18 protein-coding genes, 3 pseudogenes and 1 riboswitch are annotated in these 26,391 nt (G+C 74.6%); of the genes and pseudogenes, 11 read left to right on the top strand and 10 right to left on the bottom strand.

Annotated elements, in window-relative coordinates; all coding sequences use genetic code 11:
• Positions 1–54: 54 nt before the first annotated feature.
• A pseudogene (locus ACLHRZ_RS04820) lies at positions 55–825 on the top strand (AfsR/SARP family transcriptional regulator); the annotation flags it as partial.
• Positions 826–2,436: 1,611 nt separating this feature from the next.
• Here ACLHRZ_RS04820 and ACLHRZ_RS04825 read toward each other — a convergent pair.
• The 4 genes and pseudogenes from ACLHRZ_RS04825 to ACLHRZ_RS04840 all read right to left on the bottom strand — a co-directional run bounded on the left by ACLHRZ_RS04825 (position 2,437) and on the right by ACLHRZ_RS04840 (position 7,887).
• Positions 2,437–3,351, bottom strand: coding sequence for a ribokinase (locus tag ACLHRZ_RS04825; RefSeq protein ID WP_490417211.1), 915 nt, complete (start codon positions 3,349–3,351; stop codon positions 2,437–2,439).
• Between the two features lie 14 nt (positions 3,352–3,365).
• Positions 3,366–5,275: pseudogene (locus ACLHRZ_RS04830) on the bottom strand (ABC transporter permease/substrate-binding protein).
• Positions 5,265–6,857 carry a sugar ABC transporter ATP-binding protein gene (locus ACLHRZ_RS04835; protein WP_490416977.1) on the bottom strand — a complete coding sequence of 531 codons (1,593 nt, stop codon included), beginning with the start codon at positions 6,855–6,857 and terminating at the stop codon, positions 5,265–5,267. Before ACLHRZ_RS04835 ends, ACLHRZ_RS04830 begins: the two are co-directional and overlap by 11 nt.
• A gap of 28 nt (positions 6,858–6,885) precedes the next feature.
• The gene (locus ACLHRZ_RS04840) at positions 6,886–7,887 is read right to left on the bottom strand and encodes a LacI family DNA-binding transcriptional regulator (RefSeq protein ID WP_490416978.1); all 1,002 of its coding nucleotides are present in this window, start codon (positions 7,885–7,887) and stop codon (positions 6,886–6,888) included.
• 319 nt (positions 7,888–8,206) lie between these two features.
• On the opposite strand from ACLHRZ_RS04840, the gene ACLHRZ_RS04845 reads away from it, so the two are divergent.
• Both ACLHRZ_RS04845 and ACLHRZ_RS04850 read left to right on the top strand, forming a co-directional pair.
• A complete protein-coding gene (locus ACLHRZ_RS04845; protein ID WP_490416979.1) occupies positions 8,207–8,971 on the top strand; it encodes a sigma-70 family RNA polymerase sigma factor in 765 nt (254 codons plus the stop codon).
• Between the two features lie 74 nt (positions 8,972–9,045).
• On the top strand, positions 9,046–9,246 hold the full coding sequence (locus tag ACLHRZ_RS04850; protein WP_490416980.1) for a hypothetical protein: 201 nt from the start codon (positions 9,046–9,048) through the stop codon (positions 9,244–9,246).
• 61 nt (positions 9,247–9,307) lie between these two features.
• Here ACLHRZ_RS04850 and ACLHRZ_RS04855 read toward each other — a convergent pair whose 3' ends face one another.
• Positions 9,308–9,547, bottom strand: a complete 240-nt coding sequence (locus ACLHRZ_RS04855) for a chaplin (RefSeq protein WP_490416981.1) — start codon at positions 9,545–9,547, stop codon at positions 9,308–9,310.
• 301 nt (positions 9,548–9,848) lie between these two features.
• Between ACLHRZ_RS04855 and ACLHRZ_RS04860 the strand changes: the two genes are divergently transcribed.
• Entirely contained in the window at positions 9,849–11,330 is a 1,482-nt protein-coding gene (locus tag ACLHRZ_RS04860) for an SDR family NAD(P)-dependent oxidoreductase (protein WP_490416982.1), read from the top strand.
• Here the strand turns inward: ACLHRZ_RS04860 and tsaD are convergent.
• Complete coding sequence (gene tsaD, locus ACLHRZ_RS04865) at positions 11,309–12,373, bottom strand: tRNA (adenosine(37)-N6)-threonylcarbamoyltransferase complex transferase subunit TsaD (protein WP_490417212.1); 1,065 nt, start codon at positions 12,371–12,373, stop codon at positions 11,309–11,311. The genes ACLHRZ_RS04860 and tsaD overlap by 22 nt on opposite strands.
• 124 nt (positions 12,374–12,497) lie before the next feature.
• Here tsaD and cbiE point away from each other — a divergent pair, with 124 nt between their 5' ends.
• Both cbiE and cobM read left to right on the top strand, forming a co-directional pair.
• A complete protein-coding gene (gene cbiE / locus ACLHRZ_RS04870) occupies positions 12,498–13,724 on the top strand; it encodes a precorrin-6y C5,15-methyltransferase (decarboxylating) subunit CbiE (RefSeq protein WP_490416983.1) in 1,227 nt (408 codons plus the stop codon).
• Positions 13,721–14,473, top strand: coding sequence for a precorrin-4 C(11)-methyltransferase (gene cobM, locus ACLHRZ_RS04875; RefSeq protein WP_490416984.1), 753 nt, complete (start codon positions 13,721–13,723; stop codon positions 14,471–14,473). Before cbiE ends, cobM begins: the two co-directional genes overlap by 4 nt.
• A 1-nt stretch (position 14,474) precedes the next feature.
• Here cobM and ACLHRZ_RS04880 read toward each other — a convergent pair whose 3' ends face one another.
• On the bottom strand, positions 14,475–15,608 hold the full coding sequence (locus tag ACLHRZ_RS04880) for a cobalt-precorrin-5B (C(1))-methyltransferase (RefSeq protein WP_490416985.1): 1,134 nt from the start codon (positions 15,606–15,608) through the stop codon (positions 14,475–14,477).
• Positions 15,609–15,637: 29 nt separating this feature from the next.
• Here ACLHRZ_RS04880 and ACLHRZ_RS04885 point away from each other — a divergent pair, with 29 nt between their 5' ends.
• The gene (locus ACLHRZ_RS04885; RefSeq protein WP_490416986.1) at positions 15,638–16,465 is read left to right on the top strand and encodes a cobalt-precorrin-6A reductase; all 828 of its coding nucleotides are present in this window, start codon (positions 15,638–15,640) and stop codon (positions 16,463–16,465) included.
• Positions 16,466–16,657: 192 nt separating this feature from the next.
• On the opposite strand, the gene ACLHRZ_RS04890 is transcribed toward ACLHRZ_RS04885, so the two are convergent.
• Genes ACLHRZ_RS04890 through cobG form a run of 3 tightly spaced genes read right to left on the bottom strand, consistent with a single transcriptional unit; the run spans position 16,658 to position 20,123 of the window.
• Positions 16,658–18,190 carry a precorrin-2 C(20)-methyltransferase gene (locus tag ACLHRZ_RS04890; RefSeq protein ID WP_490416987.1) on the bottom strand — a complete coding sequence of 511 codons (1,533 nt, stop codon included), beginning with the start codon at positions 18,188–18,190 and terminating at the stop codon, positions 16,658–16,660.
• Positions 18,187–18,840, bottom strand: a complete 654-nt coding sequence (locus ACLHRZ_RS04895; protein ID WP_490416988.1) for a precorrin-8X methylmutase — start codon at positions 18,838–18,840, stop codon at positions 18,187–18,189. Before ACLHRZ_RS04895 ends, ACLHRZ_RS04890 begins: the two co-directional genes overlap by 4 nt.
• Positions 18,837–20,123, bottom strand: a complete 1,287-nt coding sequence (gene cobG / locus ACLHRZ_RS04900; protein WP_490416989.1) for a precorrin-3B synthase — start codon at positions 20,121–20,123, stop codon at positions 18,837–18,839. Before cobG ends, ACLHRZ_RS04895 begins: the two co-directional genes overlap by 4 nt.
• Before the next feature lie 143 nt (positions 20,124–20,266).
• A riboswitch (cobalamin riboswitch) is annotated at positions 20,267–20,391 on the top strand.
• Between the two features lie 34 nt (positions 20,392–20,425).
• Here cobG and cobN point away from each other — a divergent pair.
• From cobN to ACLHRZ_RS04920, 4 genes and pseudogenes are all read left to right on the top strand, one after another.
• Positions 20,426–24,022, top strand: a complete 3,597-nt coding sequence (cobN, locus tag ACLHRZ_RS04905) for a cobaltochelatase subunit CobN (protein WP_490416990.1) — start codon at positions 20,426–20,428, stop codon at positions 24,020–24,022.
• A 136-nt stretch (positions 24,023–24,158) separates the two neighbouring features.
• A pseudogene (locus ACLHRZ_RS04910) lies at positions 24,159–24,347 on the top strand (restriction endonuclease); the annotation flags it as partial.
• Positions 24,348–24,379: 32 nt separating this feature from the next.
• Positions 24,380–25,639: a VWA domain-containing protein gene (locus tag ACLHRZ_RS04915; RefSeq protein WP_490416991.1), complete on the top strand. Its 1,260-nt coding sequence runs from the start codon at positions 24,380–24,382 to the stop codon at positions 25,637–25,639.
• Positions 25,639–26,373: a hypothetical protein gene (locus ACLHRZ_RS04920; RefSeq protein WP_490416992.1), complete on the top strand. Its 735-nt coding sequence runs from the start codon at positions 25,639–25,641 to the stop codon at positions 26,371–26,373. Before ACLHRZ_RS04915 ends, ACLHRZ_RS04920 begins: the two co-directional genes overlap by 1 nt.
• Positions 26,374–26,391 lie beyond the last annotated feature (18 nt).

The raw sequence follows: 26,391 nt of genomic DNA on the forward strand, positions 1-26,391 counted from the left end.
CCTCGCGGGGAACGACGGTGCGCGGCCGCCCGGCCGCGGACGACGGGGGCAGACATGAGCGGACTCGGCGGCACGACGGAGGTACAACGGCAGGACGGGCCGCGGGAGGTGAGCGTCACCCTCCTCGGACCGCTGTCCGTGCGCGTCGGCGGCACACCGGTCGGCATCGGCAGCCGCGCGCAGCGCACCGTCCTCGCCCTGCTCGTCCTGGCGCGCGGCCGGGAGGTGCCCGCCGCCGAACTCGCGGCCGCCCTGTGGGACGGGCGGCCGCCGGCCTCGGCACGGACCCGCACCGCCCTGCATGTCCTGGCCCTGCGCGCGGCGTTCCGCGCCGCGGGCCATGACGCCCCGGTCGTCCTGGGCGGCCCCGCCGGCTACCGGATCCCCGCCGGGGCCGTCCGCGCGGACGTCGGCGCCTTCGACGCCCTGGCAGCCGCCGCACGCGAAGCGGCGGGCAAGGGCGCGTTCGGCGAGGCCGGCCGGCTCTACCGGCGCGCCCTCGACCTGTGGAACGGGCCCGCGCCGGCCGGCCTCGTCGGCCCGGTGCTCCGGACCGAGGCGGACCGGCTGCGGGCCCGGCACCTGGAGGTCTGCACGGCCTGGAGCGGCGCCGAACTCGAAGCTGGCCGCCACCGGCAGCTCGTCCCGGCCCTGACGGCCGCCGTCCGCGACCACCCGCTGCACGAACAGCTGCGGCACAACCTCATGCTGGCGCAGTACCGTTCCGGCCGGCACGCCGAGGCGGCCGAGGAGTTCCGCGCCTGGCGGCACCGCTGCACCGCGGAGCTCGGCCGCGAACCCGGGCCGGCCGTACGGGCCCTCTACTACACGGTCCTGCGCGAAGTGCCGTTGCCGGCGCCCAGGGCAGAGCCGCGGCCGCCTGCGCGGGGCCAACTTCCGCCGGACGTGATGGGGTTCACCGGGAGACGGGCGGAACTGCAGTGCCTTGACACGCTGCTGAGCACTCCGTCGTACGGGGCGCTGGTGACCGGTCCCGCCGGAGTCGGCAAGAGCGGGCTCGCCGTGCACTGGGCACACCGGTCCGCGGCGGCCTTCCCCGACGGTGTGCTCTACGCGGACCTTGCCGCGCACGACGACGGCCCGGCCGTCGTCCACGCTCTGATGGGCCGCTTTCTGCGGGCGCTCGGCACGCGGATCCCCGAAGGCCGGGACGAACGCGCCGCGTGCTACCGGGCGGCGCTGGCGAGTCGCCGCGTCCTCGTCCTGCTCGACAACATCCCTGCTCCCGCCCGAATGCTGCCGTTCCTCCCGGACAGCGGCCGCAGCCGGGTGCTGGCGACCAGCCGGCAGCAGGCTGACCACACGGCCGTCTCCCGGGGCGCCGTCCTGGTCGGCCTCGGCCCGCTGCCCGGACCGGAGGCGGCCGCGCTCGTCGGCCGGATCGCGGGGGAGGAGCGGTGCACCGCCGAACAGGAGGCGGTGCGGCGGCTGTGTGCGCTGTGCGACGGCCTGCCGCTCGCGCTGCGCATCGCCGCGGGACGCCTGGCCGCCCGGCCGGAGTGGTCCGTCGGCCTGCTGGCCGGCCGGCTCGCGGACGAGCGGCGGCGGCTGGACGAACTCTCCCTCGGCGGGCTCGACCTGCGCACCAGCCTCGGGCGCAGCTACCACCGGCTGCCCGCGGAGACGGCCCGGGCCTACCGCACGCTCGCCCTGCTGGACACGCCGGACGTCACCGCCTGGGCCGTGGGCGTCCTGCTGGGCGTGCCGGCAGCGGCGGCGGAGGACCTGCTGGAACGGCTGGCCGCGGTGAACCTGCTCACGTACACGGGCACCGGCACCGACGGCGGCGAGCGCTACCGTCTCCCCGGTCTGCTGCGGCTCTACGCGCGGGAACGCGCCGAGACGGAGGACCCGGCCCACGACCGGCAGGAGGCGCACGACCGCGCCGGCGCCCTGCTGTTCGGGACGCGCGGCGGCGCACGGCGCGAGGCGGTCCGGGCGCTGTGCCGGCTGGCCGGTGCCCACTCGAGGCAGGAGCGTTTCGCCCAGGCCGTGGCCGCGTACCGCGAGGTGCTGCGGCTGGCACGCGAACAGGGTGACCCGGCGGGGGAGGCGGCGGCCCAGCTGGGCCTGGGCGAACTCGCGGCGGCCGACGGCCACTTCGACGAGGCTGACCGCCGCCTGCGGGCGGCCCTGGTGGCGGCGGCCCGGGCGGACGACCTCGCCCTGACGGCACGGGCCCACCTGGCGCTGGGCCGCCAGTGCCGCACCCTCCACCGCCCGACGGCGGCGGGCCGCCACCTGGACGCTGCGCTGCGCGCGTACCGGTTGCTGGGTTCCCTGCCGGGCGAGCTGGCGGCGTCGGAGGAACTGGCTCTGCTGGACGTGGAACCGGCCCTGGGGCTGGTTCCCCGCCAGGGGGTGCGGGGCTTCGGCTGCGGGCAACCCCGAACAACCCGCAGACGAACGCCGGGCTCAGGCCCCCGGAATCTCGTCCGCCCCCGGATACGACGGCTGCGCCCCCGCCCGCGTCACGGAAACGGCCCCCACCCGCACCGCGAACCGCGCCGCCTCCTCCAGCGAGGCCCCCCGGGCCAGCCGCGCCGCCAGCGCACCGGTGAAGGCGTCACCGGCCCCGGTGGTGTCGACCACCTCGACCTCGACCCCGGGGATCCGTACGGGATCCCCCTCCCCGGCGAGGACGAGCGCACCCTCGCCGCCCAGCGTCACCACCACCGACCGCGCCCCCGACTCCCGCAGCGCACGGGCCCACCCCTCCGGGTTCCCCCCGGACACCCCGGAAAGCCGCTGCGCCTCATGCTCGTTGACCACCAACGGATCCGCCGCCCCCACCAGCCCCGCGCGCAGCGCGCGCGGCACGGGCGACGGATTGAGCACCACCCGCGCCCCGGTCTCCCCGGTCACCGCCACCGCCGCGGCCACCGTCTCCTCCGGCACCTCCCACTGCAGCGACACCACGCGCGCCGCGGCGACGACGTCCCGCGCCGCCCGCACGTCCGCCGCCGACAGCCGGGCGTTGGCCCCCGGCGAGACCACGATCTGGTTGTCCCCGTCCGGGCCGACGACGATCATCGCCGTGCCCGTCCGCGCACCCGGCTCCACGAGCACGTGCCGCAGTTCGGTGCCCGCGGCCCGCTGCGCGGCGAGCAGCAGTTCCCCGAACGCATCGTCACCGACCTTGGCCAGCAGGGCGGTTCGCGCGCCGAGCCGGGCCGCGGCTGCGGCCTGGTTGGCGCCCTTGCCGCCCGCGGACTCGACCAGGTCCGTACCCGGCACGGTCTCGCCCGGCCCCGGGCGGCGGTCCACCCGGACCGTCAGGTCCGCGTTGGCGGAGCCGATCACCAGCACGTCGTAGTCGAGGTCCTGCATGTTCTTCCGATCCCTCACTTGTCGAACTTGTCGAACTGCGCCACGTTCTTCGCCGTCACCAGCACGACCGGCACCTTCACCTGCTGCGGCAGCTTCTCACCCCGGGACGCCCGGACCGCCCAGGCCACCGCCTGCCGGCCGAGCAGCTCCGGCTGCTGGGCGACGGTCGCGGTCAGCGTGCCCGCGCGGACCGCGGCGATGCCGTCCGGGGTGCCGTCGAACGCCACGACCTTCACCGACGTCCCCGCGGCCCGGCCGAGCGCCTTGGCCGCGCCCAGCGCCATCTCGTCGTTGGCGGCGAAGACGCCCGTGACGTCGCGGTGGGCCTGGAGCGTGTTGGCCATCACGTCCATGCCCTTGGTGCGGTCGAAGTCCGCGGGCTGGCGGGCGACAACCTGGATGCCGGGCCAGTCCTTCATGCCCTCCTCGAACCCCTTGCCGCGCTCGCGGGCGGCCGAGGTCCCGGGCTGGCCCTCCAGGAAGGCGACCTTCCCCTTGCCGCCGAGCGCCTCGGCCAGGGTCTTCGCCGCCAGCCTCCCGCCCGCCACGTTGTCGGAGGCGATCGTCGAGTCCGCCCCGGGCCCGTTGACGCCCCGGTCGAGGGAGATCACCGGCACCTTCGCCCGGCGGGCCACGCCCACCGCGGGGACGGCCGCGTCGGAGTCGACCGGGTTGATGACGGCGGCCTTCACGTCCTGGCTGGTGAAGGTCTCCAACTGGTTGACCTGCTGCATGGGGTCGTTCTGCGCGTCCGTGATGTTGATCTTCAGGCCGCGCGCCTTCGCCTCGGCCTGGGCGCCCTTCTTGATGCCCACGAAGAACGGGTTGTTCATCGTGGACAGCGCCAGCCCCAGGTCCGTGTGCCCGCCCCGGTCGCAGCCCGCCAGGGCGACGGTGCCCAGCAGCACCATGGCCGACACGACCGCCCGGCCCCTCACCGCGCGCTCCGGCGGCGCAACGTGTCCAGGAGCACCGCGACCGCGATGACCAGGCCCGTGGCGACCTGCTGCCAGAAGGCCGACACGCTCAGCAGGTTGAGGCCGTTGCGCAGCACCGCCAGGATCAGGGCGCCGATGAGCGTGCCCGACGCCTTGCCGGAGCCGCCCGACAGGCTCGCCCCGCCGATCACCACGGCGGCGATGGCGTCGAGTTCGTAGCCGACCGCGGCCTGCGGCTGCGCCGAGGTCAGCCGGGCGGCCAGGACGATCCCGGCCACGGCGGCGAACAGCCCGGAGAGCGCGTAGATCACGAGCTTGCGGCGCCGCACGTCGATGCCCGACAGCCGGGCCGCCTCCTCGTTGCCGCCGATCGCGAACATCGCCCGGCCCGTGTACGTACGCGCCAGGACCAGCGCCGCGATCAGCCCCATCGCGGCCATCACCAGCACCGGCACCGGCAGCCAGCCGCCCAGCGTGTCACCGAGCCTGCCGACCGGCGACGGGAAGGCGATGGGGGAGCCGCCCGAGATCACCAGGGCCAGGCCGCGGCCCACCGAGAGCATCGCCAGCGTGGCGATGAACGCCGGGAGTCTGCCGTACGCGACCAGGGCACCCGATATCAGGCCCGCCCCCGCGCCCACCGCGAGCCCCAGCAGCACCGCGAGCCATACGGGCAGGCCGCCGTCCGCGGCGGCCCACGCGACGACGGTCGCCGAGAGCGCGGCCACCGAGCCGACCGACAGGTCGATGCCCGCCGACACGATGACGAACGTGACGCCGAACGCCAGGATCGCCGTCACCGACGCCTGGACGCCGACGTTGAGGAGGTTCTGCCCGTTCAGGAAGTCCCGCGAGAGGACGGCCATCACCACGACCAGCGCGGCCAGGCCGCCCAGCGGGCCGTTGCGCAGCACCGCCTTCGAGAACCACCGCCCGGGAGCGTTCCCGGGCACCTGCACCACCGCGGCCTGTGCCTCAGCCGACATCCGAGCCCTCCATCGCGCTCTGCACCTGATCCTTGACGTCCGTACCGTCCGGCGGCCGCACCGCCAGCTCCATCACCGCGTCCTGCGTGGCCCGTTCGCCCGACAGCTCGCCGGCGAGCCGCCCCTGGGACATCACCAGCACCCGGTCGCTCATGCCGAGGACCTCCGGCAGGTCGCTGGAGATCATCAGCACCGCGCAGCCCGCCGCCGTGAGGTCGTTGACGAGCCGGTAGATCTCGACCTTCGCCCCGACGTCGATGCCGCGCGTGGGCTCGTCGAGGATCAGCAGCCGGGTCCCGGCCAGCAGCCACTTGCCGATGACGATCTTCTGCTGGTTGCCGCCGGACAGGGTGCGCGCGCTCTGCCCGAGCCCGCTCATCCGCACCTTCAGCCGCTCGGCGACCTCGGCCGCCGCGCGGTGCTGCGCCCGCCGGTCGACCAGGCCGGCCCGGGTGTCGAGGCGCAGCCGGGCGAGGGCCAGGTTGTCCTGCAACGAGGCGTCCAGCACCAGCCCCTGGGCCTTGCGGTCCTCCGGCACGAGCCCGAGCCCGGCCCGCATCGCGGCCCGCACGTCGCCCGGGGGCAGCACCGCGCCCTCCACCTCGACCGTCCCGGCGTCGTAGCGGTCCACCCCGAAGAGCGCCCGGGCCACTTCGGTGCGTCCCGCACCCACCAGCCCGGCCAGGCCGACCACTTCACCGGCCCGGACCTCGAAGCCGACGTCCCGGAAGGCAGGCCCCTTCCCGGTCCCGCCGCGCGTCAGCCCGCGCACCCGCAGCAGCGGTGCCCCCGGCGCGGCCGGGCGCTCGCGCGGGTACTGCTCCGCGATGTCGCGGCCGACCATGAGCCGGATCAGCTCGTTCTCGCCGGTGGAGGCGGGCACTTCGGCCACCGAGCGCCCGTCCCGCAGGACGGTCACGCGGTCTCCGAGAGCCGCGATCTCCTCCAGGTGGTGGGTGATGAAGACGACGCCGGTGCCGCCCGCGCGCAGCTCGCGGACGATGCCGAAGAGGGTGCCGACCTCCTCGGAGGTGAGCACCGCGGTCGGCTCGTCCATGATCAGAACGCGGGCGTCCAGGCTCAGCGCCTTGGCGATCTCCACCATCTGCAGCTGGGCGATGCCCAGTTCGCGCACGGACGCGGTGACCGGCACGTCCAGCCGGACCCGGCGCAGCAGTTGGGCGGCACGGGCGTGCAGGGCGCGCCGGTCGATCAGGCCGAGACGGGTGCGCGGCTGGCGGCCGAGGAAGAGGTTCTCGGCGACGGTGAGGTCCGGGACGAGGTTGAACTCCTGGTGGATCGTGGCGATTCCCAGCCGCTCCGCGTCCTGCGCCGAGTGGATCGCCGTCTCCTTCCCGTCCACCAGGATGCGGCCCGCGTCGGGGCGGTGGGCGCCGGAGAGCATCTTGATGAGCGTGCTCTTGCCGGCGCCGTTCTCCCCGAGCAGCACGTGCACCTCGCCCGCGCGCAGGCTCAAGTCCACGCCGTCCAGGGCGCGTACGCCCGGGAAGGACTTGGTCACCCCCGCCACGCGCAGGAGTTCACGGCCGCCGTCCGGTACGTCGTCGTTGACGCCCGTCATGCGCTGCCCCTCTCTTGGGTGTCGTCTGTCAGTGGACGGGAGGCTCTCCGCAGGAGCGCCGTACCACGAGCCGGGCGGGCAGCAGGACGGACGGGGCCTCGCGGCCCTCGATCCGCTCCAGCAGGGTGTGCACGGCGGCCCGGCCCAGCTCGCGCGTGGGCTGCGCGACGGCGGTCAGCGGGGGATCGAGGTGGGCGAACCAGGCCACGTCGTCGAAGGCCACCAGGGCCAGGTCGGCGGGGATGCACAGCCCGCGGGCCCGCACCTCGTCCAGGGCGCCCAGCGCCATCAGGTTGTCGGTGGCCAGCACGGCGTCCGGCGGTTCGGGGAGGTCCAGCAGCCGGCGCATCATCTCCCGGCCGCCGGCCGGGCTGAGGTCGGGCGAGGCCGCGATCCGCTCCGCGGACAGTGCGATCCCGTGCCCGGCCAGCGCGGCGCGGAACTGCTCCAGGCGCTCGTCCCCGGTCGGGGTGCCGGCGGGCGCGACGATGACCGCGGGCCGGCGCCGGTCCAACGCGGCCAGGTGCGCGGCGAGTTCGCCCAGGGCCGTACCGCCCTCGGCGCGGACGCAGGGCGCGGCGATGCCGGGCAGCGCCCGGTCGAGCAGGACGAGGGGCGTACCGGAGGCGACGGCCTCGTGCAGCATCGACGAGCCCGTGCCGGCGGAGCTGACCATCAGCCCGTCGATCCGGCGGTCGAGGAGGGTGCGGATGTAGTCGTCCTGCTGCCCGGGGCTCTCGCCCGCGTTGCCGATGATCAGGCTGTAGCCGAGCCGCCGCGCCTCCTGCTCGACGGCGTCGGCCAGCTCGGTGAAGAAGGGGTTGCGCAGGTCGCTGATGACGAGCCCGAACGTCCGGGTCCGCGCGGTGCGCAGGGCGCGGGCGACCACGTTGGGCCGGTAGCCCAGCTCCGCGACCGCGGCCAGCACCCGGTCCCGGGTCTCGGCCACGGGGGCGCGGCCGTTGAGCACGCGGGAGACGGTGGCGACGGATACGCCGGCGCGCTCGGCCACGTCCTTGATGTTCGCCATGGGGCCCTAGGTAATCGATTACACGGGCTGTGCGTCAAGACGGCACGGTTGTAACGCACGTCACGGCCGTCACCTTGCGTGATCACGCGACCGCTCCGAGTCGCGCCCTGATCCATCCGGGGGCATGCTGAATCGACTGCGTTTGCGGGCGGAACGCAAGGGCAGCCGCACCAGAGATGCGGAACCGTGCCCCGTAAGGGGCGCGGGGCTGTATCGATATGCGGCTCCGCCGCGTGGGCGCGATCAGCCCCCACCGGCCCGCAGTCGAGGCACCGCCCTTCCCGTGGAGCGCAACGCATCGAGCGAGGGGACAACCGTGATGGCCGAGTCGACGCACGACGCACCCGACGCCGCCCCCTTCCTGCGCCTGAACTCCCTGCCCCCTGGCGCGGAGCGCGACCGGCTGCGCCAGGAGGTGATCGCCGCCTGGCTGCCCATGGCCGAACGCATCAGCCTGCGCTACCGCAAGTGCGGGGAGAGCCCGGCGGATCTGCGGCAGGTCGCCGCGCTGGCCCTGGTGCACGCGGTCGACCGCTTCGACCCGGGTCTCGGCTTCGCCTTCGAGTCCTTCGCCGTCCCCACCATCAACGGGGAGCTCAAGCGCCACATCCGCGATCACGTCTGGTCCCTGCACATCCCGCGCCGGGACCAGGAGTTGCGGGCCACGGTCCGCGCCGCCCGCGCCCGGCTCGAGCAGCGTGGCCGCCGGACCCTGGTCAGCCTGCGCGAACTCGCGGCGGAGACCGGGCTGTCCGAGGCGGAGGTGCGGCGCGGGCTCGACGCGGACGGCGTGCACCACACGCTCTCCCTCGACCAGTCGGTCGCCCCCGGCGAGGAGCTCCCGCTCGCCGACACCCTGGGACAGGGCGACGGTGCCCTGGACCTGGTCGTCGACCGGCAGTCCCTCAAACCGCTCCTGGACGCCCTGCCCGAGCGGGAGAAGTACGTGCTGTACTGGCGCTTCTTCGGCGACCTCACGCAGCAGCAGATCGGTCTGCGGCTGGGCGTCTCCCAGATGCAGATCTCCCGGATCCTCAGCCGCACCTGCGCCGACCTGCGCCGCCAGCTGCTCGCCCCGGCCTGAGCGCCGGGCACCCCCGCCCCGTACCGACGGGCGGATGTGAACCGTCCCCACTCCAGACAGGCCAGGCGTACGTCATGGACGAACACCACACGCGGCTGACCCGCGACCTGCCGCCGATCGTCGACATACCCGACCTGCCCGGCGCCAAGCGGCCGGAGCCGTCCCGCGCCGCTGGCGGGGACCGCGAGCCGTCGGCCGGGTCCGGACATGCCAGTGGCGCCCATCAGGAGGTCGATGGGCGCCACGAACGCGCGGGAGAGGGCTCCGGCGGCTGACTGTGACCCTCTCCCGCGCGGTGCGCGCGATCCGGCTGTGAACGCGCGCTCGGCGGGCGGCTCAGCTGTTGACGCAGGTGTTACCGAAGGTCGGGTTGAGCAGACCGACGATGTCGATGGCGTTGCCGCACAGGTTGATCGGGAGCTGGATCGGCACCTGGATCGTGTTGCCGGAGACGACGCCGGGAGAGCCTACGGCCGCGCCCTCCGCGCCGGAGTCGGCGGTGGCGATGCCCGTGGCGCCGGTGACGGCGACGCCTGCGGCGGCGGTCAGCAGGGCTGCCTTGGCGATACGCGACATGGTTAAACCTTTCTAAGGGGTGTTGAGAGGCAATTGTGACCGGCGATTCCGGACGTGTTGGGCCAATTTGCGCTCTATGCCGCCTAATTAACCCGGAGAGACCAATAAGTCGGATGTGATGTACGGGGCTTGGGAACCGGGTGGTGGAGGCTGGGGCGGAGGGGTGTGCGAGGCCGGGGTGGCCGCCGTGGATGGCATGTGCCTGTCACTTGCTTCGACGGGTTTGGCGCTCCTGCTCCCGCCTACGTACCCTGCACAGAAGCTTTGATTCGAACAGACGGACTGGGATACGACAGCGGCGATGACGGTCACTGAAGAAAGCCGCGGCGGGGCGCACGGGGCAGCCGGGCAGGCGGGCATAGACCCGGAGCGGATGGCGATCTGCCTGAGCGTGCTGGAGGAGCTCGACGCGCTGCCCGTCGACCACCCCGACGCGATCACGGTCCGCCGGGCCACCGCCGGCATCTACCGGACGGTGAAGCAGCGCCGCCGCCAGGAGCGCCGGGCGGCCAAGACGGCCCACGACAAGGCGGTCACCGAGGCCACGGCCACCGGTGCCGCCGACCGCATCGACGACGAGACCCGCGGCATCCCGCTCGCCGCCACCGCCGCCACGCAGATCGTCGGCATCCTGGAGCGCCCGCGCTCCTGCTACACCTGCAAGGACCGGTACACCGAGGTCGACGCCTTCTACCACCAGCTGTGCCGGTCCTGCGCCGCGGAGAACCGCGCCCGCCGGGACGCCCGCACGGACCTGACCGGGAAGCGGGCCCTGCTCACCGGCGGCCGCGCGAAGATCGGCATGTACATCGCCCTGCGGCTGCTGCGGGACGGCGCGCACACCACGGTCACCACGCGCTTCCCGAACGACGCCGTCCGGCGCTTCAAGGCGATGGAGGACAGCGCGGACTGGATGCACCGGCTGAAGGTCGTCGGCATCGACCTGCGCGACCCCGCGCAGGTCGTGGCGCTGGCCGACTCCGTCGCCGCCGAGGGCCCGCTCGACATCCTGATCAACAACGCGGCGCAGACCGTGCGCCGCACCAACGCCGCCTACAGCGAGCTCATAGCCGCCGAGGCCGCCCCGCTCCCGGCCGGCGAGCTGCCGGCCTGCGAGGTCTTCGGCGCCTTCGGCAGCGGCGCGCAGCCCGAGCTGCCCGGCCCCGCGGGCGGCAACCACGACGGCCTGACCCCGCAGGCCCTCACCGAGCTCGCCCTGACCAGCGGCTCCGCCTCGCCGGCCCGGGTCGAGGCGGGCACCGCGATCGACGCGGGCGGGCTCGTCCCCGACCTGGACGCGACCAACACCTGGATCCAGGCGGTCGGCGACGTCGACCCGGTCGAGCTGCTCGAAGTGCAGCTCTGCAACGTCACGGCACCGTTCGTCCTGGTCAACCGGCTGCGGCCAGCCATGGCGGCGTCCCCGGCGCGCCGCACGTACGTGGTCAACGTCTCCGCGATGGAGGGCGTCTTCAGCCGCGGTTACAAGGGCGCGGGCCACCCGCACACCAACATGGCCAAGGCCGCGCTCAACATGCTCACGCGCACCAGTGCGCAGGAGATGTTCCAGACCGACGGCATCCTGATGACCAGCGTCGACACGGGCTGGATCACGGACGAGCGGCCGCACCCGGACAAGGTCCGGCTGGCGGAGGCGGGCTTCCACGCCCCGCTCGACCTGGTCGACGGCGCGGCGCGGGTCTACGACCCGATCGTGCGCGGCGAGCAGGGCGAGGACCTCTACGGGTGCTTCCTGAAGGACTACCGGCCCGCCAACTGGTAGAGCCCGGACGCCGCCGGGTGCAGCGCCGCGTACTCCAGCGGCGCCGACGGGTCCACCGTCACGTCCAGCGGCGCCGGCTCCGCGCCGGCACGGACCAGCAGGTCGCCCACCGCCGCGACCATCGCCCCGTTGTCGGTGCACAGCCGCAGCGGCGGGACGCGCAGTTCGACCCCCGCGGCGGCGCACCGCTCCTGGGCCAGCGCCCGCACGCGGGAGTTGGCGGCCACGCCGCCGACCACCACCAGGGTGCCCACGCCGTGCTCCGAGCAGGCGGCTACCGCCTTGCGTGTGAGCACGTCGGCCACCGCCTCCTGCAGAGAGGCCGCCCCGTCCGCGACGGGCAACGGCCGCCCGGCGGCGCGGTGTTCCTCGGCCCAGCGGGCGGCGGCCGTCTTGAGGCCCGAGAAGGAGAACGCGTAGCGGTGCTCGGGCCGCGTGGTGAGCGGCCGCGGGAACGGCACCGCCCGCGGGTCGCCCTCGCGGGCCGCGCGGTCGACGGCGGGACCGCCCGGGTAGGGCAGGCCGAAGACGCGGGCCACCTTGTCGAAGCACTCGCCGGCCGCGTCGTCGAGGGTGTCGCCGAGGTGCACGATCGGGTCGCGCGCCAGGTCCCGTACCAGCAGCAGTGACGTGTGGCCCCCGGAGACGATCAGCACCATGCAGGGGTTGGGCAGCGGGCCGTGCTCCAGCGTGTCGGCGGCCACGTGCCCGGCGAGGTGGTGCACGCCGTACAGCGGCACGTCCAGCGCGTAGGCCAGGCTCTTCGCGGCCGCGACGCCGACCTGGAGAGCTCCGGACAGCCCGGGGCCCGTCGTCACCGCGACCGCGTCGATGTCGGCCATCGTCAGGCCCGCGTCGGCCAGGGCGGCGTGGACCACGGGCGCGGCGGCGTGCACATGGGCCCGGGCCGCGATCTCCGGGACGACCCCGCCGAAGCGCGCGTGCTCGTCCATGCTGGACGCGACCGCGTGGCCCAGCAGCCTGCCGTCCCGGACCAGACCGGCGCCGGTCTCGTCGCACGACGACTCGATCCCCAGCACCACCGGTGATTGCCTCACGCTCCGCCTCCGCCTTTTACTTGTCAGTTGCAATTGCATAGTCTATGCAACAAGGTCCTGGGCGAGACCCGGCTCCCCGGGTATCCGCCCAGGTCAGTAGAGTTCCGGCGTGACTGACCTCCCCATCACCGTCGTGGGTATCGGCGCCGACGGCTGGCCCGGCCTCGCCCCCGCGTCCCAGGACGCCCTGCGCCGGGCCGAGGTCCTCGTCGGCGGACCGCGCCAGCTCGGCCTCGTCCCCGCGGAGTGCCCCGGGGAGCGCGTCGCCTGGCCCTCGCCCCTGCGCCCCGCCGTCCCGGGACTGTTCGCCGCGCACGCCGGGCGACGGGTGTGCGTCCTGGCCAGCGGCGACCCCATGTTCTTCGGCATCGGCCGCACCCTCGTCGAGGTGCTCGGCGCCGACCGGCTGCGGGTGCTGCCGCACCCGTCCTCGGTCTCGTACGCCTGTGCCCGGCTGGGGCTGCCGCTGGACGACGCCGAGGTGATCAGCCTCGTCGGCCGCCCGCTCGCCGCGCTCGGTGCCGCCCTGCACGAGGGCCGCCGGCTGCTGGTGCTCAGCACCGGGGCCGGCACGCCCGCCGAGGTCGCCGCGCTGCTGCGCGAACGCGGCTTCGGGCCCAGCCGGTTGACCGTCCTGGAGCAGCTCGGCGGCGACTGCGAGCGCCGCGTGGACGGCACCGCCGACGACTGGCCGCATCCGCCCGGCGACCCGCTCAACGTCATCGCCGTGGAGTGCCGTACCGCCCCCGGCGCGCTCCGGCTCGGCGTCGCCCCCGGTCTGCCGGACGAAGTCTTCGAGAACGACGGACAGTTGACGAAGCGTCATGTCCGGGCCGTGACGCTCGCCGCCCTCGCCCCCGCCCCCGGCGAACTGCTGTGGGACATCGGCGGCGGCTCGGGGTCCGTCGGCATCGAGTGGATGCGCGCCCACCGCTCCTGCCGGGCCGTCACCGTCGAGCGCGACCCCGTACGCGCCGCCCGCATCGCCCGCAACGCCGAGTCGCTCGGCGTGCCCGCCCTGCGCGTCGTCACCGGGGCGGCCCCCGGAGCACTGGCCGAACTGCCCGTCCCCGACGCGGTGTTCATCGGCGGCGGCCTCACCGCGCCCGGCCTGCTCGCGGCATGCTGGGACGCGCTACCCGCGGGGGGACGGCTCGTCGCCAACACCGTCACCCTCGAATCCGAGGCCCTGCTCGCCGACTGGTACCGGCGCCGCGGCGGCGACCTCACCCGCCTCGCGGTCGCCCGTGCCGTGCCCGTCGGCGGCTTCACCGGCTGGCGTCAGGCCATGCCGGTCACCCAGTGGTCCGTCACCAAGGAAGGCCAACAGCCATGACCGTGTACTTCATCGGCGCCGGCCCCGGCGCCGCCGACCTGATCACGGTGCGCGGCGTGCGGACGCTGGCGCGCTGCGGGGTCTGCCTGTACGCGGGCAGCCTCGTGCCGCGCGAACTCCTCGCCGAATGCCCGCCGGACGCCCGGCTCGTCGACACCGCCCGGCTCGATCTGGACCGGATCACCGAGGAGTTCGTCCGCGCCCACGAGGCTGGCCACGACGTGGCCCGGCTGCACTCCGGCGACCCGTCGGTCTTCAGCGCCGTGGCCGAGCAGATGCGGCGGCTCGACGCGGTGGACATCCCGTACGAGATCGTCCCCGGCGTCCCGGCGTTCGCCGCCGCGGCGGCGGCCCTCGGCCGCGAACTGACCGTGCCCACCGTCGGCCAGACCGTCATCCTCACCCGCATCGCCCGCCAGGCCACCCCGATGCCCCCCGGCGAGGACCTCGCCACCCTCGGCCGCAGCGGCGCCCTGCTCGTCCTCCACCTCGCCGCCCGCTACGCGGACGAGGTCGTCGCCGAACTGCTCCCGCACTACGGGGCCGACTGCCCGGCGGCCGTCGTCGCGATGGCCAGCCGGCCGGACGAACTGGTGCTGCGCGGCACGCTGTCGGACATCGCGGATCAGGTGAAGGCCGCGGGTGTGCTGCGCACGGCTGTGATCGTCGTGGGGCGGCCGCTGGGGGCGGAGCAGTTCCCGGACAGCTATCTGTACTCGACGGACAGAGAGCGGTGCGGGCAGCCGTAGCTCAAGGGCGCGGGCCCCGCGGGTCCGCGCGGCCCACGATCGTGCCCGCGCGGTCGATGCAGATGACGTCCACGCTGACCGGTGCGCCCCGCAGCACCGTCAGCGCCTCGTCGCGGGCCGTGGCGGCGACGAGGTCGCCCAGCCGGACGCCCCGGGCCGCGCACTGCTGCAGCGCGTCCAGGCCCGTGTTGGCCGCGGCGACCGACTCCGCCAGCGCCTCGTCCGCCCCGCCCCGGCGGGCCAGCCGGGCGAGGAAGCCCTTGTCGACCTGGGAGCGGGACGAGTGCAGGTCCAGGTGCCCGGCCGCCAGTTTCGACAGCTTCGCGAAGCCGCCCGCGATCGTGAGCCGGTCCACCGGGTGGCGCCGGATGTACTTGAGCACCGCGCCCGCGAAGTCGCCCATGTCCAGCAGCGCGTCCTCCGGCAGGCCGTGCACGGCCACCGCGACCTTCTCCGAGGTCGAGCCCGTACACCCCGCCACGTGCCGGCGGCCCGCCGCGCGGGCGACGTCCACGCCGCGCCGGATGCTGTCGATCCAGGCCGAGCAGGAGTACGGCACGACGATGCCGGTCGTGCCGAGGACCGACAGCCCGCCCAGGATGCCCAGGCGCGGGTTCCAGGTGGAACGGGCGATCTCCTCGCCGTTGTCGACCGAGATCTCGATCTCGACGTCGCCCGTGCCGCGGTGCCGCTCCGCCACGGCGGCCACGTGCTCGCGCATCATCTGCCGGGGCACGGGGTTGATCGCGGGCTCGCCCACGGCCAGCGGCAGCCCGGGCCGGGTGACCGTGCCCACGCCCGGACCGGCCCGGAACACCACGCCCGAACCGGCCGGCAGGGCCCGGACCGTGGCGCGGACCAGGGCGCCGTGCGTGACGTCCGGGTCGTCACCGGCGTCCTTGACGACGGCCGCCATCGCCCGGCCCGCACTCTTCTCCTCCGCGGCGAGCGCGAACGCCGGCGTCTGCCCCTTGGGCAGGGTGATCGTCACGGGGTCGGGGAACTCCCCGGTGAGCAGCGCCGTGTACGCGGCCGTGGTGGCCGCGGTGGCGCAGGCCCCGGTCGTCCAGCCGTGCCGGAGGCCGGTGTGCTGGAGCTGAGCGGTACGGCCGCCGGTTGCCTCGGCGTCAGCCACGGGGCGCTCCTGGCCTAGGGTTGGCGAGCGTGAACGTGAACGTAAGGGGGAGCGACGTGCGCCACGTCCTGATCCTCGGCGGCACCACCGAGGCGCGGCACCTCGCAGCCGAGCTGGTCGCAGACCCGTCGCTGCGGGTCACCAGCTCGCTGGCCGGCCGCGTCGCACAACCCCGGCTGCCGGCGGGCGAGGTACGGATCGGGGGGTTCGGGGGACCCGAAGGCCTGGCCCGCTGGCTGCGCGAGCAGCAGGTGGACGCGCTCATCGACGCCACCCATCCTTTCGCCGGCACGATCAGTTTCAACGCGGCGCAGGCCGCCGCGGACGTCCATGTTCCCCTGCTGGCCCTCCGCCGCCCCGGTTGGGTCGCGGGGCCCGGTGACGACTGGCACGACGTCGCCTCTCTGGAGGAGGCGGCGAGTGCGCTGCCCGCGCTGGGGGAACGGGCGTTCCTGACCACGGGACGGATGGGACTGGCGGCTTTTGCGCACCTCGAGGATATGTGGTTCCTCGTGCGCTCCGTGGACGCGCCGGAAGGTGCGGTGCCGGCCCGGATGGACGTGCTGCTGGACCGGGGCCCGTTCACGGTGGAGGGGGAGCGGGAGCTGCTGCGGCGGCATCGCATCGATGTGCTGGTGACGAAGGACAGCGGGGCCGTTGCCACGGCCGCGAAGCTCGTCGCTGCGCGGGAGGCGGGGGTACCGGTCGTCGTGGTGAGGCGGCCCCCGGTGCCGGAGGGTGTGCCCGTGGCCACTGACGTGGCCGGGGCGGTTGCGTGGCTGTGCCGCCCCGGCACCACGGCGCCCCGTAAGGGGCGCGGGGAACTGCGCGACAAGCCCCTACCGGCCTGCAGTTGAGGCACTGCCCCTGGGGTTCCGGGGCGTAGCCCCGGGGACGTCGGCCGTGGGCCGTCGTGGTTGCTCGCGCAGTTCCCCGCGCCCCTTACGGGGCGCCGTGGTGCCGGGGCGACGAAGATCCGCCGGTCGCGCCCACGCGGCGGAGCCGCATGGTGTCACAGCCCCGCGCCCCTTACGGGGCGCAGCCCCGACTTACCCCTCCGGGTACCGCCTCGGGGTCCACACGATTTCCTCGCCGGAGGCGCGCCGCACCGCCCGCGTCTGCGTCGAGCCCACGATGAGGATCGTCCGCATGTCGACCTCCTCCGGCACCAGTTCGCCGAGGCGGACGATCCGTACGCTCTCCTCCGGGCCGCCCACGTCGCGCCCGAGGACCACCGGGGTCTCGGGCGCCCGGTGCTCCAGGAGGACGTCCCGCGCCTTGCCCACCTGCCAGGTGCGGCTGCGCGAACCGGGGTTGTACAGCGCCAGCACCAGGTCCGCTGCCGCCGCCGCGCGCAGGCGTTCCGCGACGACCTCCCACGGCTTGAGGCGGTCGGACAGCGAGACGACCGCGTAGTCGTGACCCAGCGGGGCGCCCGCGCGGGACGCCGCCGCGTGGGCGGCCGTCATGCCGGGGACCACCCGCACCGGCACCTCGCGGTACGGGCCCTCCGAGGCGACCTCCAGCACCGCGGTGGCCATGGCGAAGACCCCGGGGTCGCCGGACGAGACGACGGCGACCCGGCGGCCCTGCCGGGCCAGGTCCAGGGCGAACTCGGCGCGTTCGGACTCCACCTTGTTGTCCGAGGCGTGCCGCTGCTGCCCCGGGCGCACCGGCACCCGGTCCAGGTAGGTCGTGTAGCCGACCAGGTCCTCCGCGGCCGCCAGCGCGCCCCGCGCCTCGGGCGTCAGCCACAGCGGCCCCGCCGGGCCGAGCCCGACGACCGTGACCTCGCCCCGGCCCTCCGCAACGGGCTCGGCGCCCTCCCCCATAGCCTGAACGGCATGGGAGGTACCCCCATGGCTCGGCAGCACCGCCACCGAGAAGTACGGCACGGACCCGGGGTCCACGTCCGCAACGCGGCCCGTGCGCTCCCCGCTCATCGTGGCGCGCTCGACGTACCGTGCCTCCGCCAGGCGGCCCGAGCGCTCCAGCGCGCCCTTCACCGCGGGGAAGGTGCGGCCGAGCTTCATGACCACGGCCGAGTCGGTGGCGGCCAGGCGGGCCGTCAGCTCCTCCTCGGGCAGGGTGCCCGGAAGGATCGTCAGCACCTCCTCGCCCTCCACCAGCGGCTCGCCGAGCCGGGCCGCGGCCGCGCTCACCGAGGTGACGCCGGGGACGACCTCGGTCGGGTAGCGGTGGGCCAGCCGCTTGTGCATGTGCATGTACGAGCTGTAGAAGAGCGGGTCGCCCTCGGCGAGCACGGCCACGGTGCGCCCGGCGTCCAGGTGCGCGGCCAGCCGGGCGGCGGCCTCCTCGTAGAACTCCTCCATCGCGCCCCGGTAGCCGCCCGGGTGGTCGGTCGTCTCCGTGGTGACGGGGTAGACGAGCCGCTCCTCGATGTGGTCGGGGCGCAGGTGGCGTTCGGCGATGGTGCGCGCGATGGAGCGGCCGTGCCGGGCGCTGTGGTAGGCGACGACGTCGGCGGCGGCGACGACCTCCACCGCCCGTACGGTCATCAGGGACGGGTCGCCGGGGCCGAGGCCCACTCCGTAGAGCCGTCCGGACTTGTGCTCGCTCACTCTTCCTCGCTCGCTATCGCATTGATCGCGGCCGCGGCCATGGCACTGCCGCCGCGCCGCCCCCGCACCACCAGGTACTCCAGCCCCAACCGGTTGCTCGCCAGCGCCTCCTTGGACTCGGCGGCACCGATGAAGCCGACCGGTATGCCGAGCACGGCCGCCGGGCGCGGTGCGCCCTCCGCGACCATCTCCAGCAGGCGGAACAGCGCGGTCGGCGCGTTGCCGACGGCCACCACCGCGCCGTCCAGCCTGTCGCGCCAGAGTTCCAGGGCCGCGGCGCTGCGCGTGGTGCCCATGCGCCGGGCCAGTTCGGGCACCGACGGGTCGGCGAGGGTGCACAGCACCTCGTTGTCCGCGGGCAGCCGCTTGCGGGTGACGCCGCTGGCGACCATGTTGGCGTCGCACAGGACGGGCGCACCCGCGCGCAGCGCCTCGCGGGCGCGGGCCACGGCCTGCGGGGACCAGGCCAGGTCGCGGACGAGATCGGTCATCCCGCACGCGTGGATCATGCGCACGGCCACCTTGCCGACGTCCGGCGGCAGTCCGCCGAGGTCGGCCTCGGCGCGGATGGTGGCGAAGGACTGGCGGTAGATGGACGCGCCGTCCTTGTCGTAGTCGAACACTGTGCCCTCGTCGCCCTCGTCGTTCATCGTGTGGTGGTACGGGCCGCCGCCACCGCGCCGGCCAGGTCTGCTGACGGCACCGTCACCGGTGCCGTCTCCGTCGCCCCGTCGCGTATCGCGATGCGGTAGCCGTCGCCCGTCGCCAGGACGTCCACCCACCAGCCGCTGTCGGCGGGGTGGCCGCAACGGCGTTCGCACCCCGACCAGTACACGGGCAGGGGCTGCCCGGGGGCGGACCGCGCGAGGCAGGCCGCCGCGTCCGCCCGTACGTCCGCACGGGACTTGGCGCAGCCGGGGCGGCCGGCGCACGCGCCCGCGCGGTGCCAGGCGGATTCGGGGGAGGTGACGAGTCCCGCCTCCGCGAGGGCCGTCAGGCGGGCGGGGGCCTCGTCGGCGGGGAGGCCGGGGACGACGATGCCGCGCCACGGGGTCACGCGCAGCTCGCCGGAACCGGCCGTTGCGCACAGCAGCCGCCACTGGCCGGTGTTCAGACGGCCGAGCGGGGCCGTGACCGACAGCGCGGTCCGGCCGCCGGGGCCGGGGACGAGTCCGGGGGGCGTGGGGGTGCCCGTCCGCGGAGCCCTCTCGGCCGACTCGGCGGCGATGCCCTCGGCGGCGAGCTGTTGCCCCAACACGTCCAGGCGCGGCCGCTGTCCGGCGGGGAGTTCGGCGACCCGCCAGGCGGTGCTGCCGTTGCGACGCCGCTCGCTCAGGAACCACTCGGCCGCGAGCACGGCCGCGCGCGGGGCGTGCGCAGCGGGGATGCGCAGGCAGGAGCCGGCCGCCGCGTAGGAGAGCAGGGCGTGTCCGTCGTCCGTTGCGATCAATGTCACATCGGGGACGAGGGCGGCGATATCGCCGCGGCCGTCGTCCAGGCCGAAGAGGAAACGTCCGGAAAGCTCAGTGATGTTCGGGTTCGCGCAGAGGAGCCGGTCCAGTTCGCGGGCCCAGGCCTGGACGTCGGCGGGAGCCGGGCCGTCGAGGCCGCAGAGCGGGGACGCCGCCACGTTCCGTACGCGGTCGTGCTGTTCGGAGGGCAGCAGGCCGGCCTCGCGGAGGCGGTTGCCGAGTTCACTGCCGCAGGTGGCGGGCAGGGCGCGGAGCTGGACGTTGCCGCGGGAGGTGAGGTCGAGGTGTCCGTCGCCCAACTCGTCGGCCAGGTCGGCCATTACCGATGCCTGACGGGCCGTCAGGAGGCCGCCCGGCAGCCGGATGCGCGCCAGCGCGCCGTCGTCCGCGGTGTGCAGTCGGAGTGCACCGGGGCAGCGGTCGCCGCCGGTGCGGACAGGGGGGTCGGTGGGGGCGGGCATGGCGGCGAGCATACCCACGGTGGGGGGTGCTGCCGGGCCCGTCGGCCGACTGCGGGTCGGTGGAGGCCGGTCGCGCCCACGCGGCGGAGCCGCATATCGAAACTGTCTCGCGCCCCTTCGGGGCGCCCCTCCGCCCCCGCTAGTATGACCACGCCAGAGACGGCGACAGGGGAGGAAGCCGGTGTGATTCCGGCACGGTCCCGCCACTGTGAGCGCGGCGGTGAGACGCCGGGCGAGTCAGGAACTCCCGCCGTCCTCACGACCACCCGGGGCGCGGACCCCGAGGAAGGGCCAGCCGCAGCATGCGCATCCTTCTCCTGTCGACGTCCGACACCGACCTGCTCAGCGCCCGCGCGGCCGGCGGCCCGGTCCCGTACCGGCTCGCCAACCCCGCCCGGCTCGCGCTCGAAGAGCTGCCCGTGCTGCTGGAGGACACCGACCTCGTCGTCGTACGGCTCCTCGGCGGCGTCCGCGCCTGGCAGGAAGGGCTGGACCTGCTGCTCGCGGGGGAGCGGCCCGTCGTCGTCCTCACCGGTGAACAGGCGCCCGACGCCCAGCTGATGGAGCACTCGACCGTGCCCATCGGCATCGCCGCCGAGGCCCACGCCTACCTCGCCCACGGCGGGCCCGCCAACCTCGACCAGCTGGCGCGGTTCCTCTCCGACACCGTGCTGCTCACCGGCCACGGGTTCGAACCGCCCGCCCCCGCCCCGTCCTGGGGCGAGCTCGAGCGCACCCCGCGCGCGGACAACCCCGGCGGCCCGCTCGTCGCCGTGCTCTACTACCGCGCCCACCACATGAGCGGCAACACCGCCTTCGTCGACGCCCTCTGCGGTGCCGTCGAGGACGCGGGCGGCCGGGCGCTGCCGCTGTACGTCGCCTCGCTGCGCGCCCCCGAGACCGAACTCGTCGACGCCCTGCGCGCTGCCGACGTCGTCGTCACCACCGTGCTCGCCGCCGGCGGCACCCGGCCCGCCGAGGCCTCGGCGGGCGGCGACGACGAGTCCTGGGACGCGGGTGCGCTCGCCTCCCTGGACGTGCCGATCCTGCAGGCCCTGTGCCTCACCGGCCCGCGCAGCGCGTGGGAGGAGAACGACGAGGGGCTCTCCCCGCTCGACTCCGCGACCCAGGTCGCCGTGCCGGAGTTCGACGGGCGCATCATCACCGTCCCGTTCTCCTTCAAGGAGGTCGACGAGGACGGCCTGCCCGCCTACGTCGCCGACCCCGAGCGCGCCGCCCGCGTCGCCGGCATCGCCGTACGCCACGCCCGCCTGCGCCACATCCCGGCAGCCGAGAAGCGGATCGCCCTCGTGCTCTCCGCCTACCCCACCAAGCACTCCCGCATCGGCAACGCCGTCGGCCTCGACACCCCCGCCAGCGCCGTCGCCCTGCTGCGCCGACTCCGCGCGGAGGGCTACGACTTCGGCGACGAAGAGGTCCCGGGCCTCGCGTCCGGCGACGGTGACGAGCTCATCTACGCCCTCATCGAGGCCGGCGGCCACGACCAGGACTGGCTCACCGAGGAACAGCTCGCCCGCAACCCCGTCCGCATCCCGGCCGCCGACTACAAGCGCTGGTACGCCCAGCTCCCGGCCGAACTGCGCGAGGCCGTCGAGGAGCACTGGGGGCCCGCGCCCGGCGAGATGTTCCTCGACCGCAGCCGCAACCCCGAGGGCGACATCGTGCTGGCCGCCCTGCGCCGCGGCAACCTGCTGATCCTCATCCAGCCGCCGCGCGGCTTCGGCGAGAACCCCATCGCCATCTACCACGATCCCGATCTGCCGCCCTCGCACCACTACCTGGCCGCCTACCGCTGGATCGCGGCCTCCCGCGAGGACGGCGGCTTCGGCGCCGACGCGATGGTGCACCTCGGCAAGCACGGCAACCTGGAGTGGCTGCCCGGCAAGAACGCCGGCCTGTCCGCCGCCTGCGGCCCCGACGCCGCCCTCGGCGACCTGCCGCTCGTCTACCCCTTCCTCGTCAACGACCCGGGCGAGGGCACCCAGGCCAAGCGCCGCGCCCACGCCACGCTCGTCGACCACCTCGTGCCGCCCATGGCCCGCGCCGAGTCCTACGGCGACATCGCGCGCCTGGAGCAACTCCTCGACGAGTACGCCCAGATCTCGTCCATGGACCCGGCCAAGCTCCCGGCCATCCGCGCCCAGATCTGGACCCTGATCCAGGCCGCCCGGCTCGACCACGACCTCGGCATGGAGGAGCGTCCCGGGGACGACGGCTTCGACGACTTCCTGCTGCACGTCGACGGCTGGCTGTGCGAGGTCAAGGACGCCCAGATCCGCGACGGCCTGCATGTGCTGGGCAACGCCCCGGCCGGCGCCGACCGAGTGAACCTGGTCCTGTCGATCCTGCGCGCCCGCCAGATCTGGGGCGGCACGGCGGCCCTGCCGGGCCTGCGCGAGGCGCTCGGTCTCGACGAGTCCGCGGCGACGCGGACGACGGCGGACGAGGCGGAGGAGAAGGCCCGCGCCCTGGTGGAGGCCATGGAGGCCGCCGGCTGGGACCCGGCGGCCGTGCCCACCGAGCACGGCGAACAGGTCGCCGCCGTCCTGGACTTCGCGGCGCGCGAGGTCGTCCCCCGCCTGGCCGCGACGACGGACGAGCTCGGCAACGCCGTAAGGGCGCTGGACGGCCGCTTCGTTCCCGCAGGCCCCTCCGGCTCCCCCCTGCGCGGCCTGGTCAACGTGCTGCCCACCGGCCGCAACTTCTACTCCGTCGACCCCAAGGCCGTCCCCAGCCGCCTCGCCTGGGAGACCGGACAGGCCCTCGCCGACTCCCTGGTGGAGCGCTACCGCACCGACAACGGCGACTGGCCGACGTCGGTCGGCCTGTCCCTGTGGGGGACGAGCGCCATGCGTACCGCCGGCGACGACGTCGCCGAGGCCCTCGCCCTGCTGGGCGTCCGGCCGGTCTGGGACGACGCCTCGCGCCGCGTGACGGGCCTGGAGCCCATCGAACCAGAGGAGTTGGGCCGCCCCCGCATCGACGTCACCCTCCGCATCAGCGGCTTCTTCCGCGACGCCTTCCCGCACGTCATCGGCCTGCTCGACGACGCGGTGCGGCTGGCCGCCTCGCTGGACGAGCCCGACGGGCAGAACTTCGTCCGCGCCCACGCCCGGGCCGACCTCGCCGAGCACGGCGACGAACGCCGCGCCACCACAAGGATCTTCGGCTCCCGGCCGGGCACCTACGGCGCCGGACTGCTCCAGCTCATCGACAGCCGCGACTGGCGCACCGACGCCGACCTCGCCGAGGTCTACACGACCTGGGGCGGCTACGCCTACGGCCGCGGCCTCGAAGGCCGCCCGGCCCGCGCGGAGATGGAGAGCGCGTACAAGCGCATCGCGGTCGCCGCCAAGAACACCGACACGCGCGAGCACGACATCGCCGACTCCGACGACTACTTCCAGTACCACGGCGGCATGGTGGCCACCGTCAAGGCGCTCAGGGGCACCGCCCCCGAGGCCTACATCGGCGACTCCACCCGCCCGGAGACGGTCCGCACCCGCACCCTCGTCGAGGAGACCTCCCGCGTCTTCCGCGCCCGCGTGGTCAACCCCCGCTGGATCGAGGCCATGCGCCGCCACGGCTACAAGGGCGCCTTCGAACTCGCCGCCACCGTGGACTACCTGTTCGGCTACGACGCCACCACCGGCGTCGTCCCCGACTGGATGTACGACAAGCTAGCCCAGACATACGTCCTCGACCCGGAGAACCGAGCCTTCCTCCAGGAGGCCAACCCCTGGGCCCTGCACGGCATCGCGGAGCGGTTGCTGGAGGCGGAGAGCCGGGGGATGTGGGCCAAGCCGGACCCGCAGACCCTCGCGGGTCTGCGGGAGGCGTTCCTGGAGACGGAGGGGGACCTGGAGGGCGGGGAGTAGCTGGCGGGTCCGTTGCGGCTGGTCGCGCAGTTCCCCGCGCCCCTTACGAGGCGTGGGGAACTGCGCGAGCAACCGCGACGAGCCTGCAGTCGACGCACTCCGGGGTGCTGCGCCGGCACCGGGCCGGAGCAAGGCGAAGGGCACCGCAACACCCGTGCACGGTGCCGACGTCGCCGTCGTGGTGACCAACGGGGGCCTCACGCGCGACGCGAGGGAGTGGGGCGACCGGTACGGCGTCCACTGGATCGACCGCGAACGGCTGCGGGCCTGGGCCGAGCACGGCAGTTCCCTGCAGGAAGTACTGGGGGGCGCACACCCGTTTTGAGCCCGCCCGCCGACCGCCCCTAGGATCCTCGGATGATCATCACAAGACGGCTCGCGGCGGGCGCGTGTGCCCTGCTCGCCGCCCTGGCCGGGGGCGTGGTGCCGGCACACGCCGCCGACGGGCCCCCGAAGGACTCCCCGAAGGTCGAGCTGGTCCTCGACGTCAGCGGCTCGATGAGCACGCGCGACATCGACGGCGGTTCCCGCATGTCCGCCGCGCAGCAGGCGTTCGACGACGTCATCGACGCGCTGCCGGACGGCGTGCGGCTCGGCATCCGCACCCTCGGCGCCACCTACCCCGGTGACGACAAGGAGATCGGCTGCAAGGACAGCAAGCAGCTCTACCCCGTCGGCAAGGTGGACAAGACCGACGCCAAGACGGCCGTCGCCACCCTGCGCCCGACCGGCTGGACGCCGATCAGCCTCGCACTGCGCGGTGCCGACCAGGACCTCGGCACCGACGGCGGCACCCGCCGCGTCGTCCTCATCACCGACGGCGAGGATACCTGCGGCCAGCCCGACCCCTGCGAGGTGGCCCGCGAACTGGCCGCCAAGGGAACCCACTTGACCGTGGACACCCTCGGCCTGGCCCACGACGACAAGACCCGCGAGCAGCTGACCTGCATCGCCGAGGCCACCGGCGGCACGTACACCACCGTGCGGCACCGCAAGGAGCTCACCGGCCGCGTCAAGCAGCTCGTGAAACGGTCCGAAACCCCTGCCGAGACCGTCAAGCCCGTCCAGGGCGCCAACGCGTGCGCCACCGCGCCCGAGCTCGGTGCCGGTGTCTTCACCGACCGCGAGCAGTTCGCCGAGCACCGCTGGTACCGCGTCAAGATGAAGCCCGGTCAGGAGCTGCGGGCCTCGGTCAGCGTGGCCGCGGACCGGCAGGTCGACCGGGACTACGGCGTCCTGCTGAGAGCCGTGGGCGAGAACGGGCAGGAGCTCGTCCGGGGCAACGACGCCGGCAGCGGCCGCACCGACGTCATGGCCACGGGTCTGCGCTACGCGACCGGCAAGGCGAAGAAGAACGATGGCCAGAAGGCCGAGTCGGTCTGCCTGGAGGTCTCCAACTCCTTCTCCGCACCGCCCTCCGTCAAGCGCGACCCGGGCCTGCCCGTCGAACTCGCCGTGGATCTGGTGAAGTCCCCCGACAACCCCTCCGACCTGGCCGCCTTCGGCCTGGGCCGGGGCTGGATCCTGCTGGCCGTGCTCGGCGTGACCGGCCTGCTCGCCGGCCTGCTGTGGGGCTGGCTGGCCCGCTGGCGCGTCGCGGTGTGGAGGGAGAACTGATGAACCGGCAGATCTTCGAGCGGACGCGGCGCACCGTGGCCGCGGCGCTGCTCGCCGGAGCGGCGCTGTGCGCGGCGGCCCCGGCCGCCGTCGCCGACGACAGTGCACCGTCCGAGGCCGGTACGTCCTTCCGTACCGCCACGCCCGTCAAGCCGGGCGAGCAGGCCGCGGCACAGGGCTCCACCGGCGACTACCTCTACTGGCAGTTCCCCGCGGGGGCCGGCCAGCAGGTCACGGCCACCGCGACGGTGACCCTGCCGGAGGCGTCCGTGCGCAGCGGGCCGGCCACCTGGCAGATCGACCTCTTCGACGGACTGCGCCGCCGCCAGGCCTGCGCCTCCGGCGAGCCGTCGAAGCACGTCTCGCGGACGGATGCCACGGTGACCCTCACCTGCACCCTGCGGACGGTGCGGCCGTGGGCCGAGCGCTGGTCCGACGACCCGCTGCCCGGCGCCTACTACCTGCGGCTCACCGTCACGGACGCGCCCGCCACCGACCTCGGCACGCCCGTGCACGCCGAGGTCAAGGCGACCGCGAAGGACGCCGGGGGAGCCCAGGCCGGGGGCGGCGAGCTGGGCGCGCCCCTGCACGCCGTGGCCGTGGCCGAGCCCGACGGCGGCTGGAACGGCAGCTGGTGGTCGGACCGCTGGGCGTGGACCGTGGGCGGTGCCGTCCTCGCCGCCCTCGCGGCCGTGGGCGGCTACACGCTGACGCGTCACCCGCACCGGCGCTGACGACGACCGCAAAGCCGT

The sequence above is a fragment of the Streptomyces sp. AM25 genome, assembly GCF_058146165.1.